Source organism: Pseudooceanicola profundus, assembly GCF_054919315.1.
The window spans coordinates 2,883,056-2,898,496 of record NZ_CM142898.1; the positions used below are offsets into that span (position 1 = coordinate 2,883,056).

General features: G+C 66.9%; 18 protein-coding genes. 13 read left to right on the forward strand and 5 right to left on the reverse strand.

Going from position 1 to position 15,441, the window contains the following annotated elements:
* Window positions 1–75: 75 nt before the first annotated feature.
* From ACX9MO_RS13265 to ACX9MO_RS13290, 6 genes are all read left to right on the forward strand, one after another.
* The gene (locus ACX9MO_RS13265) at window positions 76–597 is read left to right on the forward strand and encodes an OmpA family protein (RefSeq protein ID WP_222489166.1); all 522 of its coding nucleotides are present in this window, start codon (window positions 76–78) and stop codon (window positions 595–597) included.
* Between the two features lie 228 nt (window positions 598–825).
* Window positions 826–1,185, forward strand: a complete 360-nt coding sequence (locus ACX9MO_RS13270) for an AtpZ/AtpI family protein (RefSeq protein ID WP_222489167.1) — start codon at window positions 826–828, stop codon at window positions 1,183–1,185.
* Window positions 1,186–1,187: 2 nt separating this feature from the next.
* The gene (locus ACX9MO_RS13275) at window positions 1,188–1,946 is read left to right on the forward strand and encodes a F0F1 ATP synthase subunit A (protein WP_222489168.1); all 759 of its coding nucleotides are present in this window, start codon (window positions 1,188–1,190) and stop codon (window positions 1,944–1,946) included.
* A 118-nt stretch (window positions 1,947–2,064) separates the two neighbouring features.
* Window positions 2,065–2,301 (forward strand): F0F1 ATP synthase subunit C, encoded by a 237-nt coding sequence (locus ACX9MO_RS13280; protein WP_222489169.1) that lies wholly within the window; start codon window positions 2,065–2,067, stop codon window positions 2,299–2,301.
* A 78-nt stretch (window positions 2,302–2,379) separates the two neighbouring features.
* Window positions 2,380–2,952 carry a F0F1 ATP synthase subunit B' gene (locus tag ACX9MO_RS13285; RefSeq protein ID WP_222489170.1) on the forward strand — a complete coding sequence of 191 codons (573 nt, stop codon included), beginning with the start codon at window positions 2,380–2,382 and terminating at the stop codon, window positions 2,950–2,952.
* A 4-nt stretch (window positions 2,953–2,956) separates the two neighbouring features.
* Window positions 2,957–3,520: a F0F1 ATP synthase subunit B gene (locus tag ACX9MO_RS13290; RefSeq protein WP_462212179.1), complete on the forward strand. Its 564-nt coding sequence runs from the start codon at window positions 2,957–2,959 to the stop codon at window positions 3,518–3,520.
* Window positions 3,521–3,631: 111 nt separating this feature from the next.
* Here ACX9MO_RS13290 and ACX9MO_RS13295 read toward each other — a convergent pair whose 3' ends face one another.
* Window positions 3,632–4,066, reverse strand: coding sequence for an acyl-CoA thioesterase (locus tag ACX9MO_RS13295; protein ID WP_462212180.1), 435 nt, complete (start codon window positions 4,064–4,066; stop codon window positions 3,632–3,634).
* 224 nt (window positions 4,067–4,290) lie between these two features.
* Here ACX9MO_RS13295 and gap point away from each other — a divergent pair, with 224 nt between their 5' ends.
* The 4 genes from gap to ACX9MO_RS13315 all read left to right on the forward strand — a co-directional run bounded on the left by gap (window position 4,291) and on the right by ACX9MO_RS13315 (window position 9,217).
* Window positions 4,291–5,322: a type I glyceraldehyde-3-phosphate dehydrogenase gene (gene gap / locus ACX9MO_RS13300; protein ID WP_462212181.1), complete on the forward strand. Its 1,032-nt coding sequence runs from the start codon at window positions 4,291–4,293 to the stop codon at window positions 5,320–5,322.
* 182 nt (window positions 5,323–5,504) lie between these two features.
* Complete coding sequence (gene cueR, locus ACX9MO_RS13305) at window positions 5,505–5,900, forward strand: Cu(I)-responsive transcriptional regulator (RefSeq protein WP_222489174.1); 396 nt, start codon at window positions 5,505–5,507, stop codon at window positions 5,898–5,900.
* A 75-nt stretch (window positions 5,901–5,975) separates the two neighbouring features.
* Window positions 5,976–7,622: a glycerol-3-phosphate dehydrogenase gene (gene glpD, locus ACX9MO_RS13310; RefSeq protein ID WP_462212182.1), complete on the forward strand. Its 1,647-nt coding sequence runs from the start codon at window positions 5,976–5,978 to the stop codon at window positions 7,620–7,622.
* A gap of 317 nt (window positions 7,623–7,939) precedes the next feature.
* Window positions 7,940–9,217, forward strand: a complete 1,278-nt coding sequence (locus tag ACX9MO_RS13315; protein ID WP_462212183.1) for an NAD(P)/FAD-dependent oxidoreductase — start codon at window positions 7,940–7,942, stop codon at window positions 9,215–9,217.
* Between the two features lie 36 nt (window positions 9,218–9,253).
* Here the strand turns inward: ACX9MO_RS13315 and ACX9MO_RS13320 are convergent, their stop codons facing one another.
* The 4 genes from ACX9MO_RS13320 to ACX9MO_RS13335 all read right to left on the reverse strand — a co-directional run bounded on the left by ACX9MO_RS13320 (window position 9,254) and on the right by ACX9MO_RS13335 (window position 11,500).
* On the reverse strand, window positions 9,254–9,727 hold the full coding sequence (locus ACX9MO_RS13320; protein WP_462212184.1) for an aminoacyl-tRNA deacylase: 474 nt from the start codon (window positions 9,725–9,727) through the stop codon (window positions 9,254–9,256).
* Window positions 9,724–10,080 (reverse strand): DUF4186 domain-containing protein, encoded by a 357-nt coding sequence (locus ACX9MO_RS13325; RefSeq protein ID WP_222489178.1) that lies wholly within the window; start codon window positions 10,078–10,080, stop codon window positions 9,724–9,726. Before ACX9MO_RS13325 ends, ACX9MO_RS13320 begins: the two co-directional genes overlap by 4 nt.
* Complete coding sequence (locus ACX9MO_RS13330; RefSeq protein WP_462212185.1) at window positions 10,077–10,424, reverse strand: YigZ family protein; 348 nt, start codon at window positions 10,422–10,424, stop codon at window positions 10,077–10,079. Before ACX9MO_RS13330 ends, ACX9MO_RS13325 begins: the two co-directional genes overlap by 4 nt.
* 161 nt (window positions 10,425–10,585) lie before the next feature.
* The gene (locus ACX9MO_RS13335; protein ID WP_462212186.1) at window positions 10,586–11,500 is read right to left on the reverse strand and encodes a LysR substrate-binding domain-containing protein; all 915 of its coding nucleotides are present in this window, start codon (window positions 11,498–11,500) and stop codon (window positions 10,586–10,588) included.
* 146 nt (window positions 11,501–11,646) lie between these two features.
* Between ACX9MO_RS13335 and amaB the strand changes: the two genes are divergently transcribed.
* From amaB to ACX9MO_RS13350, 3 genes are all read left to right on the forward strand, one after another.
* Window positions 11,647–13,170 carry an L-piperidine-6-carboxylate dehydrogenase gene (amaB, locus tag ACX9MO_RS13340; protein WP_462212187.1) on the forward strand — a complete coding sequence of 508 codons (1,524 nt, stop codon included), beginning with the start codon at window positions 11,647–11,649 and terminating at the stop codon, window positions 13,168–13,170.
* Between the two features lie 375 nt (window positions 13,171–13,545).
* Window positions 13,546–14,868, forward strand: a complete 1,323-nt coding sequence (locus ACX9MO_RS13345; protein WP_462212188.1) for a tyrosine-type recombinase/integrase — start codon at window positions 13,546–13,548, stop codon at window positions 14,866–14,868.
* A 371-nt stretch (window positions 14,869–15,239) separates the two neighbouring features.
* Entirely contained in the window at window positions 15,240–15,434 is a 195-nt protein-coding gene (locus ACX9MO_RS13350) for a helix-turn-helix transcriptional regulator (RefSeq protein WP_462212189.1), read from the forward strand.
* The last annotated feature ends 7 nt before the right edge of the window (window positions 15,435–15,441 follow it).

Sequence of the window (15,441 nt, forward strand, 5' to 3'; positions counted from 1 at the left end):
CCGGTAACAAGGCATGTAATTTAGCATTGGTAAAACACACCCCTGAACGCCTATTTTGGAACGGAGTTTTCCCCCATGCAACGCGCTCGCAAGTTTCTTGCCACCCTCGCCGTCGCCGCGGCCCTTCCCACGGCCTCCATGGCCCAAGACCCCTGCGGCGCAGTCGTGTACTTCCCGCTGGACGTGTCCGCCCTGAACACCGACGTGCGCACCGCCGTGCAGCAGGTCATGGCTCAGGCCCCCACCGCAACGGTTGACGTGACCGGCTACGCCGACGCCATCGGCGCAAGCTCGTACAACGCCGTCCTGTCGGGCAAACGTGCCACCAACGTGGCCGACTACATCAAGGAAGTGGCGCCCGGCGCGACCATCAACCAGGTCATCGCCGGCGGCGAAGTCCCCGGCACCGGCGCCAACCCCGCCGACCGTCGCGTTGAAATCCGTCTGCCGAACTGCACCGCAGCCGCTCCGCTGCCGGGTGGTCTGGACGCCGCGACCATGGCCGCTCTGGCCGCAGGTGCCGCCGTCATCATCTTGCTGACCGACGACGACAGCTCCGACACCACCACCACCACGACCGGCGCCACCGACAGCTGATCGTGACGGCCCGCACCCGCAGCGCCTAATTCAACCGATGAGTTGAATATGGTGCCAGCAGAGCGAAACGGGCCCCACTGGACGAAACTGGAAAACCCCGCCCGAGAACGGCGGGGTTTTTCTTTTGTTTTACAGTGGCTTAGCTTGCGGCGTTTGGGCGTTTACGGCTTATTGACTCAGGCCCCCTCACCGCATAGCAACGTCGCAACGAACCGATGGGGACCCCCAGTGAGCGATCAAGACCACAAGGCGCGTATGGCCGCGCTTGAGGCCAAGATCGCCGCCGCCAAGAAGGCGGTGGAACCTCCTGCACCCTCGGAAAGCCATTACAATCAGGCGCAGGTCGCCTGGCGAATGGTGACGGAACTTGTGGCCGGGCTCGGGCTCGGCTTCGCGATCGGCTTCGGGCTGGACACCCTCTTCGGGACCAAGCCCATCCTGCTGGTCGTATTCACTATGCTCGGCATGGCCGCAGGTGTGCAGACGATGATCCGCACCGCGCGCGAGCTGGAGCGAAAGCATGCGGCCGAAACGGCCGGAACGAACGACGAGAGCGGGCAGAGCCCGCGAGACGGTGAGGGACACTGACAATGGCGACGGAAGCGGCACACGGCGAAGGCAGCTCTCTGGTTTTCCACCCGATGGATCAGTTCATGGTCACGCCCCTGTTCGGCGATGGCCCGGTCCACTGGTACACGATCACCAACGTGACCCTCTGGATGGCGATCACCGTGCTGGGCGTTCTGGCCCTGCTGGTGCTGACCACTTCCAAGCGCGCCACCGTGCCGACCCGCGGCCAGTCCATGGCCGAACTGTCCTACGGCTTCATCTACAAGATGATCGAGGACGTGACCGGCAAGGACGGCCTGAAGTACTTCCCCTACGTGATGACGCTGTTCATGTTCATCGTGTTCTCGAACATGCTGGGCCTGCTGCCCCTGTCCTTCACCACCACCAGCCACATCGCCGTGACCGCCGTTCTGGCGCTGCTGGTCTTCGGCTTCGTGACCGTCCTCGGCTTCGTGAAGCACGGCACCCATTTCCTCGGCCTCTTCTGGGTCACCGCGGCACCGCTGCCGCTGCGCCCCGTGCTGGCCGTGATCGAGCTGATCTCGTACTTCGTGCGTCCCGTCAGCCACTCCATTCGTCTTGCCGGTAACATGATGGCAGGCCACGCGGTGATCAAGGTTTTCGCAGGCTTCGCCGCCATCGCCGCCGTCTCGCCGGTCTCGGTCATCGCGATCACCGCCATGTACGGCCTCGAGGTCATGGTGGCCTTCATTCAGGCCTACGTGTTCACGATCCTGACCTGCGTGTACCTCAAAGACGCGCTGCACCCGGCACACTGACCCTTTACCGCGGGGCGGGCTTCGGTCCGCCGCGCAGGCAGCCTGGCTGCCAGAACGATCACCGGCGGACCCTTCCGTCAGAACAAAGACTTCCAATTCCATCGTAAGGAGAGACATCATGGAAGGCGATATCGCAGAACTCGGCAAGTACATCGGTGTTGGTCTGACCGCCATCGGCATGGGCGGCGCAGCAATGGGTGTGGGCAACGTGGCAGGCAACTACCTGTCGGGCGCGCTCCGCAACCCCTCGGCCGCTGCTTCGCAGACCGCCACCCTCTTCATCGGCATGGCCTTCGCAGAAGCCCTGGGGATCTTCTCGTTCCTCATCGCTCTGCTGCTGATGTTCGCCGTCTGATCCTGCAGGACCATCCTTACGCGCGGGTGGGTTCCTGAGCGGACCCACCCGTAGTAATTAAGGTTCCAGGGGGACGACATGGCAACAGAAACGCACACTGCCGAAGGCCAGGGGCTGGCGGACGCGATTGGTGTCTCGGGCGATCACGCCGGTGCATCCGCCGCGGGTATGCCGCAGCTGGACCTGTCGCATTTTCCGAACCAGATTTTCTGGCTTCTGGTCACGCTCGTCGTGATCTACCTGGTGCTGTCCCGGATCGCGCTGCCGCGCATCGGGGCCGTTCTGGCCGAACGGGCCGGCACGATCACCAATGACATCGCCGCCGCCGAGGACCTGAAGCAAAAGGCCGTCGAGGCCGAGGACGCCTATAACAAGGCCCTCGCAGACGCCCGCGCCGAAGCAAACCGGATCGTCGCCGAGACCAAGGCTTCCATCCAGGCTGACCTGGACGAAGCCATCGCCAAGGCCGACGCCGAGATCGCCGCCAAGGCCGCCGAAAGCGAAAAGGCAATTGCCGACATTCGCGCCGGTGCCGTGGAAAGCGTTCAGATCGTCGCAAAGGACACCGCTGCCGCCATCGTCTCCGCCCTCGGCTTCGAGCCCAAGGCAGAGCAGATCGACGGTGCCGTCGACAGCCGGGTGAAGGGGTAAGGACATGCGCAAACTTGCACTGACCACCACCGCTGCTGCCCTGCTGGCGTCGCCCGCAATGGCTGCCACGGGTCCGTTCTTCTCGCTGCACAACACGAACTTCGTGGTGCTGCTGGCCTTCATCCTCTTCGTTGCGGTCCTTGTGTACTTCAAGGTTCCCTCGACGATCGGCAGCCTGCTGGACAAGCGCGCCGACGGGATCAAGTCCGAGCTCGACGAAGCGCGCAAGCTGCGGGAAGAGGCCATGGCCCTGCTGGCCTCCTACGAGCGCAAGCAGAAAGAGGTCTCCGCCCAGGCAGAGCGCATCGTCGCTTCCGCCAAGGACGAGGCCACCGTCGCCGCTGAACAGGCCAAGAAGGACCTGCAAGTCTCGATCGCGCGCCGTATGGCCGCTGCCGAGGAGCAGATCGCTTCCGCCCAGGCTAGCGCCGTGAAAGAGGTCCGTGACCAGGCTGCTGCCGTGGCCGTCGCCGCGGCCCGCGAGGTGATCGCCGATCAGATCACTGCGACCGAAGCGAACAAGCTGATCGACTCTGCGATCAGTGAGGTCGAGACCAAGCTGCACTGAGCCCCAGGCTTCAGTTACCAGTCAGAAGACCCGGCCCAAGTGGCCGGGTCTTTTCGTTTATGCGGCGTCTGATCCTGTCCATCTGTGCCGGTCCCGCGGGTGACCGCCACCTCAGGCAGGCTGGCGCAGGGCGAGGCGTTCCAGTTCCGCCCGGATCGTGCCGGTGATCGGCTGCGGCCGCCGGGTCTCATCGGAAACCTGCACCATGATCGTCCGGCCCGTCGCACAGCAGGTGCCATCACGATAGATCGCATGCGCCATGGTGACGGAGGAGGTGCCGATCTCCTCGATCCCGGTGCAGATGGTGATCTCGTCCGGCCAGAGCAGTTCATGGCGGAAGCCGATCTGCAGGTCGGCCACCACGAAGGACACACCGCCCTCCAGCCCGCCGGTGCGGGCCTTGTAGAGCATGTGGGCGCGCCCCTCCTCGAGGAGGGAGGCGTAGACGGCATTGTTGATATGGCCCTGCCGGTCGGTGTCGCCATAGCGCAGACGGCTGGCAAGCTGATGCGGGAAGGCCGCCTGGGGCGGAGGAAGCTGTTTCATCCCTCTCCGATAGGCAGCGACGGCCCTGCGGGCAAGCCGGACCCTGCTGTTTCGCCGCGTCCGCCGCTGTTCGGGCGGGGCGGATGCCCGCCGCCCGGGCAACTGCCCTTGGCTTCCGTCTGCACGATGTGCTACCCCTAACGGCGTTAGCGCTAACGAATCCCGCATGGGGATGCGGGAAGGCGCCGGCCCCGGGGGAGGGGCCGCGCAGCGGAGGGAAAGAAATGACCGGCACAGCACCTTCGGGAACAGTGAAACTGGCGATCAACGGCTTTGGCCGGATCGGCCGCATGGTCCTGCGGGCGTGGATCGAATCCGGGCGGCAGGACGTGGAGATCGTGGCCATCAACGATCTGGGCCCGATCGAGACCAATGCCCACCTGCTGAAATACGACAGTGTCCACGGCCGCTTCCCGGCTGAGGTCGAGCTGCGCGACAACGCGATTGTCGTGAACGGCCACGAGATCCGGGTGACGGCAGAGCGCGATCCCGCCGCCCTGCCGTGGAAAGACGTGGACATCGCGCTGGAATGCACGGGTCATTTCACCAAGCGCGAGGCCGCGGCGGCGCATCTGAAGAACGGGTCGGCCAAGGTCCTGATCTCGGCCCCGGGGGACGGTGTGGACCGCACGGTGGTCTTCGGCGTGAACGACGCGGAACTGAAGGGGGAGGACGTCATCGTCTCGAATGCCTCCTGCACCACCAACTGCCTCGCCCCTGTGGCCAAGGTGCTGGACGCGACCTTCGGGATCGAGACCGGCTACATGACCACGGTGCACGCCTATACCGGTGACCAGCCCACGCTGGATACGCTGCACAAGGATCTTTACCGCGCCCGGGCGGCGGCCATGTCGATGATCCCGACCTCGACCGGGGCCGCCAAGGCCGTGGGCCTCGTCCTGCCGCAACTGAAGGGCAAGCTCGACGGCTCCGCGATCCGGGTGCCGACGCCCAATGTCTCGGTCGTGGACCTGACCTTCATGCCCGCCCGGCCTGCCACGGTGGAGGAGGTGAACGCCGCCATCCTCGCCGCAGCCAATGGCGCGATGAAGGGCGTGCTGGCCGTGACGGAGGAGCCGCTGGTTTCGATGGACTTCAACCACCAGCCCGCCAGTTCCACCTTCGCCACCGGGCAGACCCGGGTGACCGAGGGCGGCATGGTCCGCGTGCTGAGCTGGTACGACAACGAATGGGGCTTCTCGAACCGGATGCTCGACACGGCCACGGCCATGGCCGCAACCGGCTTCCCGGCCTGATCCCTGCCGCGCCGCCGCCACGGGCGGCCAAGAATTTTGCGGAAAAATTCTTGGGAAATTCCTTCCTCAAGGAATTTCCGCGCCTGGCGGCGGGGCGGCGAACCTTCCCAAGACTGGAACCCTCTGGCCCCTGCGCCTATATCTGGTCCAGCGATCAGGATCAGTGGGTCAGGGAGACAGCCATGAACATCGGCGACGTGGCGGAGGCCAGCGGGCTTTCGGCCAAGACCATCCGCTATTACGAGGACATCGGCCTGATCCGTCCGGGCCGGGGCGAGAACGGCTATCGCCGCTTCTCGGACACCGACCTGCACAAGCTCAGCTTCCTGTCGCGGTCGCGCTCGCTGGGCTTTTCCATCGACGACTGCCGCGCCCTTCTGGCGCTCTACGAGGACCGGGAGCGGGCCAGCGCCGACGTGCGGTCGGTCGCGCAGCAGAACCTCGCGCGGGTCGAGGCCAAGATCGCCGAACTGGAGAGCCTGAAGGCCACGCTCTCGGAGCTGATCGGGCGCTGTCACGGCGACACGCGGCCCGATTGCCCGATCCTCGCGGACCTCGCGGCTGCGCCACAATCTTGACCCGTCCGGGCCTTTGGCACGCCTTTCTCGCCGCCTAACCTGTGGCGGGGACAACGGAACAGTCATGGGTGGGCTATGGGCAACGACGAGCAGATCGCGCCGGAGCATTTCGAACTTTTCATTATCGGCGGCGGCATTCACGGCTGCGCCATCGCGCGCGACGCGGCGGGCCGGGGGCTCTCGGTCGCGCTGGCGGAAAAGGATGATCTTGCCAGCGGCAGCTCCAGCGCCTCCACCAAGCTGCTGCAGGGCGGGGTGGACCGCCTCGAAACCCTGCGCTTTTCCGAGATCCGCGAGGCCCTGCTGGAACGCAACGGCCTGATGGAGGCCGCGCCGCATCTGGCGCGCCATCTGCGCCTCGTGGTGCCGCTGGCCCCCGAGGTGCCGATGACGACCCACAGCGCCGCGACACGGCTGGTCGCGCGGTTCCTGCCGTGGATCGGGATGAAACGCCCGGCCTGGCTGATCCGGATGGGATTCAAACGATATGACCGCATGGCAGGTGGTCTGGCCTCCACGCCCGTCGACCTGTCGGCGACGGCCCCGCTGGGCCGGGTCCTGCGCAACGCCGCACCGCTGGGGTACGAGGTCTCGGAGGCAATGGTGGACGATGCCCGCCTGACGGTCGTCACCGCCGCCGACGCCGCCGCGCGCGGCGCCCGGATCTGGACCCGCACCCGGGTCCACGCGGCCCGGCGCGAGAAGAACCACTGGCGCATCACGCTGCAGGACCAGATGACCGGCACGCTCCGCGAGGTGACCGCAAACGCGGTGATCAACGCCGCCGGGCCCTGGGCCGGGCAGGTGCTGGCGCAGGGGCTGAACCGCCCCGCGAAACAGGCGCAACGCCTGATGCGCGGCAGTCACATCGTGACCCGCCGGCTCTACGATCACGATCGGGGCTACATCTTCGAGGCGCCGGACCGCAGCCTGCTCTACATCCTGCCGTTCGAGGACGACTACACGCTGATCGGTTCCAGCCGGGTCGAGCATCTGGGCCCCGACGTGCCCGCCGCCTGCAGCCGGGACGAGCGCGACGCGCTCTGCGCGCGGGTTTCGGCGCTTCTCGACCGCGAGTTGACGGGCGATGACGTGCTCTGGAGCTACTCCGGGCTGCGCCCGATCCCGGCGGAGGAGGAGGCCGACAGCTGGCGCCGGCCCGACTTCGCCCTCGAAGAAGGCGCGGGCGCCCCGCTGCTGACGCTGCACGGGGGGCGCCTGACGACACACCGGCGCACCGCGGAAGAGGCGGTCGACCGGATCTGCGCCTCGCTCGAAATCCAGACCAAGGGGTGGACGCAGCGCGTGGCCCTTCCCGGGGGAAACCTGCCGCCTGTCGGGCTCGACAGCATCGTCTCGCGCCTGCGTCGCCGCTTCCCCTTCCTCAGCGACAGCTGGGCGCGGCGCCTCGTACGCAGCTACGGGATGCAGGCTTTCGACATGATGGCGACGGCGGCCAGCCCGCAGGACATGGGCCGCGATTTCGGCGCGACGCTCAGCGAACGCGAGGTCCGCTGGCTGATGCAGAACGAGTTCGCCCGCACGGCGGAAGACGTGCTCTGGCGGCGCGGCAAGCTCGGCCTGCGCATGGCTCCCTCCGAGGTTTCGGCCCTTCAGGGGTGGATGACCGGACCGCTGGCGCAGATGCCCTTTGGCGCGCCCGCTGCGCCGCAGGCAGGGACCGCCGCGGCAGAGACCACGGACATCGCCGGCGCGGCCTGAGAGAGGAGGCCGCGGGGACTGTCGGGCTCTCCGTGATCGTTTTCCCTGCGCTGCGCGCGGAGGGGCATATCCCTCCACGGGGCTTGATAGCCCCCAAATCTCCCGGTGCAGGCTGCCCGGAACTGGGTAGACCGACAGCTCCTTCTGACCCCTGCATGCCTGTTCACCGCGCGACGCGATGAGGTTGATTCACTCACCTCTCGCGGCCCACCGCAGGCGCCCGCGCCGGGCGCACGATCGGCTCTGGCATGTCCCGGCGCGCGCGCCTAGTCTCTCGCAACCCAACTCTCCCAACGGGCACAGGAAAGGTCGGCGACATGGCGGGCACGGCAGGCAGCAAAGGCAATCTCTGGTCGGCGACAGCGGGTCCCGCGGTCGAGACCGCACCGCTCAGCGAGGACCTGACCGTCGATCTTCTCGTGGTGGGGGGCGGCTTTACCGGCCTCTCCGCCGCGCTCCACGCGGCGCAGAGCGGGGCCAAGGTCTGCGTGCTGGAGGCCGAGGAAGTGGGCCACGGCGGCTCGGGCCGCAACGTGGGTCTCGTGAACGCGGGGCTCTGGCTGCCGCCGGGCGAAGTGGCGAAGATCATGGGCGAGCGGGCCGGCGCCCGGCTCAACGCGATCCTCGCGGGCGGGCCCGACCTCGTCTTCGACCTGATCGAGCGGCACGACATCGCCTGCGAGGCGGTGCGCAACGGGACGCTGCACTGCGCCCATGCCCCCGCCGGGCTGAGCGATCTCGAGCGGCGCCATGCCCAGCTGACCGCGATCGGCGCGCCGGTCACCCTGCTCTCGGCCGAGGAGGCCCGCGCCCGGACGGGCAGCCCCTCGGTCCATGGCGCGCTCTTCGATCCGCGTGCCGGCACGGTGCAGCCCAAGGCCTATGCCCGCGGCCTTGCCCGGGCGGCGCAGGCGGCGGGCGCGATCATCGTGCAGGGCCTGCCCGCGGGCCGGCGCCAGTCCACCGGCGATCGCTGGGTGGTGGAGGCCGGCGGCCACCGGATCACCTCGCGCGCGCTGATCGAGGCCACCAATGCCTACGGCCAGACGCCGGGCCGGTTCACGCCGATGCACTTCTTCCAGATGGCCACCGCGCCGCTGCCCGAGGAGCTGCTGAAGGACGTCCTGCCGGGGCTGGAGGGCTGCTGGGATACGGCGCTGGTCATGTCCTCCTTTCGGCGCGATGCGGCGGGGCGGGTGATCGTCGGGGCCATCGGCGCGCTCGACCATCTGGCCAGCGGCGTGCACCAGGCCTGGGCGCAGCGCAAGCTGGCCCGGCTCTTCCCGCAACTCGCCGGGCAACCGCTGGAGCACGCCTGGCACGGGCGCATCGCCTCGACGGCGGATCACCTGCCGCGGATCGAACGGTTCGGCGTGCGCGGCTATGCCGCCTACGGCTATTCGGGACGCGGCATCGGGACGGGCACGCTCTTCGGCAAGGCCCTCGCACAGGCAGCGCTGAGCGCGGAAGAGGCGGCCCTGCCGCTGGTGCCCGTGCCCGCCTATGCCGAGAAAATGACCGCTGCGCGGGCGCTCTACTACGAGACCGGCGCGGTGACGATGCACGGGCTGGAACTGGCCGGCGTGAAGGGCTGAGGCGACGCGCGCCGGCTGCGGGCGGGGGGCCTCGCGTCAGGCGATGAGCGCCGCCGCCCGGCCGCCGCTCGCGGCCAGGGCATCGGAGGGCGCCAGTGCCACCATCAGCCCGCGCTGCCCGCCGTTCAGCACGATCTCCTCCGCCACCATGGCGCTTGCCTCGAAGAGCACCGGCACGCGCTTCTTCTGGCCGAAGGGGCTGATCCCGCCGGTGCGGAAGCCGGTCAGCCGTTCGGCCTTGGCCGGGTCCATCATCTGCGCCGACTTGCCGCCGAAGCCCGCCGCGACCCGTTTCATGGAGAGGCTCTGGTCCGAGGGGATCACCGCGCAGCAAGGCTTGCCGTCGACCTCCACCATCAGGGTCTTGAGGACGCGGGTGGCCTCCACCCCGATCGCCTGCGCCGCATGGAGGCCGATCTTGTCCTGCCCCGCGACGTAGTCATAGGCGATCCGCCGGAAGGCGACCTTTGCCCGGTCCAGCGCGAGGGTGGCCTGCGTGCCCTTGCTCATCCGCGATACCCCATTTCCCGGTCAATCCAGCGCAGGATCACCTGCACCACCTCTGCCTGTTCGGCGTCGCTCAACGCCCGCCCGGTGGAGAGCCCGTGCCATTTCGCAAGACAGCCCCGGCAGCAGCAGGCCGTCGCATGTTGCGCCACGAAGACCGGGTGGCCGCGCATGGGGGTCTGCTTGCCGTCGTTGCGCGGTTGCGCGGGCGCCAGCCGGTCGCGGATGAAATCCTGCGCATGGGAGAGGATCACCGCGCGCCCCTTCTGATCCGCATAGGCGCGCTCCTTCGGGCCGAGGTGGAACCGGCTGCGGAAGGGGGACCGCGCCAGACGGGCGAAGAGCGCGTCGCTCACAGCCCCTCCAGGTAGATGCGCACGGCCTCCTGCACGTGGCGGAACCGGTCCCCGCCGAGGTGCTTGCCGCCGTACCACCGGGTCACCACGACGATATGGTCATGGAGGCCCTCGCGCTCCAGCATCCGCAGGATCACCATGCCCGCGCCGCTTTCGCCGTCATCGTTCTTGATCGGCGCGTCGCGGGTCAGCAGGCCCCATGTGTTGTGGGTCGCCTTGGCGAACTTCTTCTTCCGGCAGAGCGCCTTGATGAAGGCCTTGGCCTCCTCCTCGGAGGTGCAGGGCCCGCCGGAGACGGCGTATTTCGACCCCCGGTCGGAGATGATGTTCTCGATCACGCGCATGGGAAAGGGGGTAGGGCAGCTCGCCGCCGGGATCAAGGGCAGGCGGGTCTTGCAGCGGGCACCGGGGGCGGCACGGCCGATGCCGATGCCGATGCCGATGCCGATGCCGATGCCGAGGACCGCATGGCCGTCGCGGGACCCTGTGGGCGGGGCGCCGCCGCTCAGCCCTGCGCCAGCGGGCGGAACCGGACCTCGCCCACCAGCCAGTCGCGGAAGGCGGCCACGAGCGGCGCATCCCCATGCCCTTCCGGCGTGACGATCCAATAGGCGAGGTCGGTGGCATGGGGCTGGTCCAGCATGACCTTCAGCGCGCCGCTCTCAAGCTCGGCCTCAATCAGGTATTGCGGCAGCAGGGCATGGCCCATGCCCGCAAGGGCCGCCTCGATGGTGAGCGAGAACTGGTCCATCCAGTGCCCGCGCAGCGCCTCCGCGCCCTCGATCCCCTGCGCCGCGAACCAGTCGGGCCAGAGACCGGGCCGGGTGGTCAGATGCAGCAGGTCGCGGCCGATCAGGTCCTCAGGGCGGGCAATGGGCGGCCCGTCGCGCAGGGCGCCACCCGCCACCGGCAGGACGATCTCGGAGCAGAGATAGGTGCAGCTGCCGCCGGGCCAGAGAGGCTGACCGAAGTGGATCGCCAGGTCACAGCCGCTGCGGGAGAAGTCGAAGAGCTCGCGCTTCGTCGTCAGGTCGACCCGCAGGCCGGGATGGGCCGCGAGGAAGCCGGGCAGGCGCGGCATCAGCCAGCGGCTGGCAAAGCTGGGCAGGGCGTTCACCGCCAGCACCGCCTCGCCCGCGGGCCCGGCGAGCGCGTGGCGCATGGTGGCCTGCGACAGCGAGAGCAACCGTTCGACCTGTGGCAGCAGGCTGCGCCCGGCCTCTGACAGCACCACGCGGCCCTTCAGCCGGTCAAACAGCACCTTGCCGGTCTGGTCCTCCAGCTCCTTGATCTGGCGGCTGACGGCGCTCTGGGTCAGGTGCAGCTCTTCGCCCGCACGGGTGAAGGAGCCATGACGGGCCGCAGCCTCGAAGGCCTGAAGGATGCGCAGATCGGGAACAAGGCGGCGGGGCGCGGTCATGGGGGCCTCTGGGCGGGCAGGTCAGGCCCACTCTAGCCGATGTCATGCGAGATCGGAATGACCCCTTGCCGATTCATGGTTCGAAATTCATGGCCCCCGCTGATAGAGTCGCGCCAAACCGACAAGATCACCACAGGAGAGCCCGGATGCTGAACCAGAGCCTCGACAGCCTGACCAAACAGACCATGGAAAACTGCGGCGCCACTGCCGCGCTGAACGTCGAGGGCGGCATGACCGTCGTCTCGCCCGTGACCGGCGAGCAGGTGGCCAGCCTCGCGCCCCATTCCGCCGCCGATGCGCAGGCGATGATCGACACCGCCAGTGCCGCCTTCCGCAAGTGGCGCATGGTGCCCGCGCCGCGCCGTGGCGAACTGGTGCGCCTCTTCGCCGAGGAACTGCGCGCCGCCAAGGAAGACCTTGGCCGCATGGTCTCGATCGAGGCGGGCAAGTCGCCCTCCGAAGGTCTGGGCGAAGTGCAGGAGATGATCGACATCTGCGATTTCGCGGTAGGCCTCTCGCGTCAGCTTTACGGCCTGACCATCGCCACCGAACGCCCCGGCCACCGCATGATGGAAACCTGGCACCCGTTGGGGGTCGTGGTCATCATCACCGCCTTCAACTTCCCTTGCGCGCCCTGGTGCTGGAACTCGGCGCTGGCGCTGGTCTGCGGCGACCCGGTGCTGTGGAAACCCTCCGAGAAGACCCCGCTGACCGCGCTCGCCTGCCAGGCGGTGCTGGACCGCGCCATCGCACGCTTCGGCGAGGATGCGCCCGAGGGGCTGAGCCAGGTGCTCGTCGGCGGGCCCGAGGTGGGCGAAGTGATGGTCGACAGCCCCAAGGTGGCGCTGATCTCGGCCACCGGCTCGACCCGCATGGGCCGCATCGTGGGCCCCAAGGTTGCCGCGCGTTTCGGCAAGTGCATCCTCGAACTGGGCGGCAACAACGCCGGCATCGTCTGCCCCTCGGCCGATCTGGACATGGCCCTGCGCGCGATTGCCTTCGGCGCCATGGGCACCGCCGGCCAGCGCTGCACCACCATGCGCCGTCTCTTCGTACACGAGAGCATCTATGACCAGATCGTGCCCGCGCTGAAGAAGGCCTATGCCAGCGTCACCGTCGGCAACCCGCTGGAGAGCGCGGCGCTCGTCGGTCCGCTGATCGACAAGGCGGCCTTCGACGGCATGGGCGTGGCACTGGAAGAGGCCAAGGCGCTTGGGGGTACCGTGCACGGTGGCGAGCGCGTCTCGGTCGGGCCCGACACCTCCTACTACGTGAAGCCCGCCATCGTGGAGATGCCGGAGCAGGGCGGCCCCGTCCTGCGCGAGACCTTCGCGCCGATCCTCTACGTGATGAAATACAGCGACTTCGACGCCGTTCTTGAAAACCACAACAACGTCGGCGGCGGGCTGTCTTCGTCGATCTTCACCACCGACCTGCGCGAGATGGAAACCTTCCTCTCGGCGCGCGGCTCGGATTGCGGGATCGCCAACGTGAACATCGGCACATCTGGCGCCGAGATCGGCGGCGCCTTCGGCGGTGAGAAGGAGACCGGCGGCGGCCGCGAGAGCGGGTCGGACGCATGGCGCGCCTACATGCGCCGGGCGACGAACACGATCAACTACTCCAAGGAGCTGCCGCTGGCACAGGGCGTTGTCTTCGACATCGACTGATCCCGCGCAGATCGGAAAATGACAAGGGCCGCCCGGATCGGGCGGCCCTTTCGCGTCGAAAAGGTTCGATTTCGGAAATCCGATGACAGGACGTCGGGACGCGAAATCACCCCATGAAAGGGCTGCGTGGTCTGATCTGAGAGGGGAAGCTGGAGCGGGTAGCGGGCGCCAACTGCAGGTTGTTGTTTGTTGCAACCTGTATAAATTACGGCAACTCTTCAGTAACTTAGCCGAATTTCTGGAAGCACCCTCTTGCAATAAGTTTCACGTTGTATCAAAATTTATGGCTAGCGGGATGGCGCGCGTGGTTTCTTGAGAGAGCTCTATGCCTGCTTCGCGCGCCACTCGTAGGGGCTGAAGTGATCGGAGAACGACATGCCGAAGAGGGCGAAGGAGTTCGGGCCGCTGGACATCAAGCGTGCGGCCCACAGCGGAGACCGTGACCGGAATGAATGGCAAGCGGTCGGCGGCGTTTCTGGGCTCCTGCTCCAGATCACGCCAGGTGGTGCGAAATCCTGGCTCTTGAGGACCATGATCGGGGGGCAGCGCAGGAGCATCGGCTTGGGCGCCTATCCCGAGGTGTCGCTTGCTGATGCGCGAGACCGCGCGAGGCAGGCAAAGACCAAGATCAGCGAAGGCATTGACCCGCTTGAGGAGAAGAAGGCCGCGCGGGCTGCTTTGGCAGCGGCCCGAGCGCGGCACCTTACCTTCGCGGATGCTGCGGACAGGTGGATCAAGGCGAAGATGACAGACCGCCCGGAGAAGTCGCAGAAGGCGGTCAGATCGACACTGACCCGCTATGCGTTCCCCGAAATCGGCGCGATGGTAGTTCAGGACGTAACCACGCAAGACGTTCTCCGCGTCCTGCAGCCCTTGTGGTCGGTGAAGCCTGATACCGCCCAGAAGCTGCGCACGTACCTTGAGGGGATTATGGCATGGGCGACCGTGGCTGGGCACCGTTCAGGAGACAATCCTGCGATGTGGCGGGGCAACCTGAAGGAATTGTTGCCCGCACCTTCGAAGGTCGCCAAGGGTAAGTCGGGCAATTTCCCTGCGGTCCCGGTCGATCAGCTCGCAAACTGGTGGGAAGAGCTGTCGCGTCGGGATGGCATGGGCGCACTGGCTCTTCGTTTCGCCACCCTTTGCGCGAGCCGGTCGGGCGAAGTTCGCGGTGCAACATGGGATGAAATCGACCTTAAGGCCGGAACATGGGTTATCCCGGCGAGCAGGATGAAGGCCGGAGCGGAGCACCGAGTGGCCCTTTCACCAGCGGCCATCGACCTGCTCAAAGGAGTGCCGAGGATGGCCGATGTTCCTTATGTCTTCCCAGCAGTCAGAGGGGGGATGCTCTCAGACATGTCGATTTCTGCCGTCATGCGGCGCATGCAGGCGGACGCAGAGGAAGCTGCCAAGGCTGCTGGAGAAGACCCTGAAAAGGCCGGGTGGCGCGATGCACGTTCTGGCCGTCCGGCTGTCCCGCACGGGCTCCGGTCGAGCTTCCGGGATTGGGCCGCCGAACGTGGCTATGATCGAGACCTTGCCGAGTTGGCGCTCGCGCACACAGTTGGGTCCAAGGTCGAACGCGCTTACCGCCGGTCGGATATGTTCGAGCGCCGCCGGGCTCTAATGACCGCGTGGTCCGATTTCCTGTACGGAAAGGACGCTGGCGTCGTTGTGGCGTTCCCGGCTCTGGCATGATCTCTGTGGGCGGTTTTTTCTCGTGATCGCAAGCGGATAGAGCTGCAATCAGCAGCGATCTGTAAAAAACGCGATTTTCCGTATTGCAAACTGTTAAAGGAGGCCCAATTGTGGGCCTACCGGCGAAAAGCTCCGCGCCGGTTTGAAGACCCCCGCAAAGTGCCGGGCTGAATTGACACGGTGGCGACTAGCCATGGAGCGTCAATCGTCTCTCGTTTTCGAGAGAGGTCTCGGGGGCAAATATGCCTACTTCAAATGCGCCTACAGGCGCTTTCTCCACCCTGCGTGCGCAGGGTCATGTTGTCATTGCACGCGGCGGTGACGATCATCTGACAGCGTTCGCGCTTGTCCTTGGGGTGGAGGGCTGACGAATGGGAGTCTTCCTAACAGACAAGCAAGTTGGCGAGCGCTACGGCGTGTCGAGGGTCACGATCTGGCGCTGGAAAAAAACCGACCCGACCTTCCCCAATCCGGTCAATCTGTCTCCGGGCTGCGTCCGCTTCCGCATCTCCGACCTTGAGGCCTGGGAGGCCTCGAAAGCGAATGTCGCGGAGGCAGAAGTATGATCGTAAC